The organism is Bacillus sp. AY2-1, from assembly GCF_008368965.1.
Taxonomy (GTDB): Bacteria; Bacillota; Bacilli; order Bacillales; family Bacillaceae_G; genus Bacillus_A; species Bacillus_A thuringiensis_S.
Map to the genome: position 1 here is coordinate 1 of NZ_QPEL01000219.1, position 3,088 is coordinate 3,088.

A 3,088-nucleotide genomic window follows, 5' to 3' on the forward strand; every position below is an offset into this window, starting at 1 on the left:
GCCAAACTGTTTTATTTTTTTGTATAAGTACGACTATACCATGGAACCGGTTCACTTAATTTTTTTTCTTGTTTCAATGCTTCAGGCCCAATATAATCTTGAAGTGTTTTTTTTGCTACTGTTAAAGATAAGGTTGTTTTCGGATTTCGATAGGAGGATTCAAGATGACCAAGATGCGGTAGAATTCGAAAATCTTCTTTCGTAGGAGGGATGTGGAAAAAATAATCGCCTAAACGTATAAGGACATCAGATTGTTGTTGGCTAAAACGTGGGTTTCTAGAAAAATGTAATCCTTCTTTAATTGCTTTTTTTTCAGCAATCAAACGCTCTAAAGCTGTCTTTTTTAACCAGTATAAATATTTAGGATTAGTAGCTGCTTTAGCATGACGATTCACAACGAAAATAGATTGAGCTAGTCGATTAATAGAATGTTGGTTTTGTAATTGAGATTGTGGTTGTGAAGGTTTCATATTGAATCTCCTTTCAATTTTTCATTATTATAGCATAAATAAAATAGGTTTTTATTATATGCAAAAAGTGATTGTATATATTTTCAATATTAAAGCAATATTGTTACAAAAAACAACTATTTTGTATAATAGTAATAGAATATGTTTTTGAAATTTGATAATGAAAGAGTGAGAAGTTTGAAAGAAATATTAAAACAACAGTATGCCATTATAGATATTGGATCTAATACAATGCGTTTAGTTATTTATGAAAAGCAAAATGGAGGTTTTTATAAAGAGATTGAAAATACGAAAGTGGTTGCTAGGTTAAGGAATTACTTAATTGATGGTGTGTTGAATGAAGAGGGAATAGAAGTATTATTACAGACATTATTTCAATTTCAAGAAAGTACAAGGTTCCATCAGTTGCATCATGTACTTTGTGTTGCAACAGCAACAATTAGACAGTCTGAGAATCAAGAGGAAATTAAAAAGCTTATTGAAGGACAAACGGACTTTACTCTTAGAGTATTATCAGAATATGAGGAAGCGCGTTACGGATACTTGGCGGTTATGAATTCTACATCGTTTTCAGAAGGAATAACGGTAGATATTGGTGGGGGAAGTACGGAAGTTACATACTTTAGAAATAGAGAGATTTTAGAGTACCATAGTTTTCCTTTTGGGGCACTTTCTTTAAAGCAACAATTTATTAAAGGTGATATTCCTACTAAAGATGAGTTAGAGGGAATGCAACAGTATTTAGAATTTCAATTTCAAACGTTACCATGGTTCATCAATAAGAAATTGCCTCTTATTGCAATTGGTGGTAGTGCGAGGAACTTAGTAAAAATCCATCAAAATTTAATATGTTATCCTATAGCAGGATTACATTTATACAAGATGAAAGAAGAAGATATTGAAAATGTAAAAGATGAGTTGGAAAAATTGTCGTTCATAGAACTTCAGAAATTGGAAGGATTGGCAAAAGATCGAGCGGATACGATTATTCCAGCGGTTGAAGTATTTCATACACTTGTTAATGTTATAGAGGCACCGGCATTTGTATTAAGTAGAAAAGGATTAAGAGAAGGTGTTTTCTATGAAGAGTTGACAAAAGATTTGGGGATTTCATATTATCCGAACGTAGTTGAAGAAAGTTTGCATTTACTATCACATGAATACGAAATGGACATGGAATTTGTTATTCAACTTATTAAACATGGAAGACTAATTTGCAAACAACTTGAGGAAATAGGGCTTATTTCTATGTCAGTAAAAGACTGGGAAGTATTCCATCAAGCAGCGAAAGTATTTAATATAGGCAAATATATAGACGAAGAAGCGAGCCGTTTACATACGTTTTATTTATTGGCGAATAAGACAATTGATGGCATGATGCATAAAGATAGAGTGAGGTTAGCGCTTATTGCATCTTATAAATCAAAAATGCTATTTAAACAACATTTATCTCCATTTGAAGGTTGGTTTGATAAAAGTGAACAAAAAAAAATCCGTCTATTAGGAGCTGTTTTACAATTTTCAGCTGCTTTAAATGCAAGGCAACGATCGCTTGTTGAAACCATATCTATAACAGAAAGCAAAGAGGCATTAACGTTTAAAGTTTTATGTGAACAGTCTGCATTAGCAGAAAAAGTGCAAGCTGAAAAACAAAAAAAACAGTTAGAAAGAGTATTAAAAACGAATATTAACTTGTTATTTGAACTAAAACATTAGGTCGTACGGATGTCTTTACGAAAAATTTACACTTTGTAATATTGTAATTTGATAAAATAAAATTAACTAAATTATAGTAAAAAAGTTTCAAGGGGAAGTGTGAAGAGAATGGAATTATCGAAGGGGAATGCAGTAAATTTAAATGATACAGCTTATTACAATAATCGAGAGTTAAGCTGGCTAGCATTTAATGAACGTGTACTACAAGAAGCGCAAGATGGAAAAAATCCACTTTTGGAAAGATTGAAATTTATTAGTATTTTTAGTTCGAATTTAGATGAATTCTTTATGGTACGTGTAGCGGGATTAAAGGATCAAGTGAGTGCTGGATTTAATCAGCCAGAAAATAAAGCTGGCTTAACACCAAAAAAGCAACTAAATAAAATTGCGATAAAAGCCCATGAACTAATGACAGTACAATATGATACATTTAAAAATTATGTATTGCCAGCGCTTGAGTTAGAGGGAATTGAACGTTTAACATTCCATGATTTGACGAAAGAGCAGCGAGAATTTATAGAAGAGTATTTTGATGAGCAAATTTTTCCGGTGTTAACCCCTGTAGCTATTGATGCATATCGCCCATTTCCAATGTTATTAAATAAAAGTTTGAATTTAGCTACTCTTTTATATGATGAGAAGCAAGCGGAGGAAGAGAATCGGACGAAGCTAGGAATTGTACAAGTTCCTTCATTACTTGAGCGCTTCATATTTTTACCGAGCGAAGGGCAAAAGCATAAATTTATTTTATTAGAAGACGTAATTAGTAGCTTTACTCATAAATTATTTACGGGATATACAGTATCATCTGTTACTCGTTTCCGTATTACACGCAATGCAGATTTAACGATTCATGAAGAAGGTGCGAGAGATTTATTAAAGGTAATTGAAAAAGAATTAAA

At 32.0% G+C, this 3,088-nt stretch carries 2 protein-coding genes and 1 pseudogene; 2 read left to right on the forward strand and 1 reads right to left on the reverse strand.

Features of this window, described 5'->3' with window-relative positions; genetic code table 11:
- Nucleotides 1–11 precede the first annotated feature (11 nt).
- Nucleotides 12–470 (reverse strand): YkyB family protein, encoded by a 459-nt coding sequence (locus DN403_RS29110; protein ID WP_000804864.1) that lies wholly within the window; start codon nt 468–470, stop codon nt 12–14.
- Nucleotides 471–611: 141 nt separating this feature from the next.
- Here DN403_RS29110 and DN403_RS29115 point away from each other — a divergent pair, with 141 nt between their 5' ends.
- The gene (locus tag DN403_RS29115) at nt 612–2,186 is read left to right on the forward strand and encodes a Ppx/GppA family phosphatase (protein WP_052658738.1); all 1,575 of its coding nucleotides are present in this window, start codon (nt 612–614) and stop codon (nt 2,184–2,186) included.
- 108 nt (nt 2,187–2,294) lie between these two features.
- Nucleotides 2,295–3,088: pseudogene (locus DN403_RS29120) on the forward strand (polyphosphate kinase); the annotation flags it as partial.

Excerpts from the sequence above, each read along its gene's own strand:
- DN403_RS29110 (WP_000804864.1), bottom strand. The coding sequence starts at position 470 with ATGAAACCTTCACAACCACAATCTCAATTACAAAACCAACATTCTATT.
- DN403_RS29115 (WP_052658738.1), top strand. The coding sequence starts at position 612 with ATGTTTTTGAAATTTGATAATGAAAGAGTGAGAAGTTTGAAAGAAATA.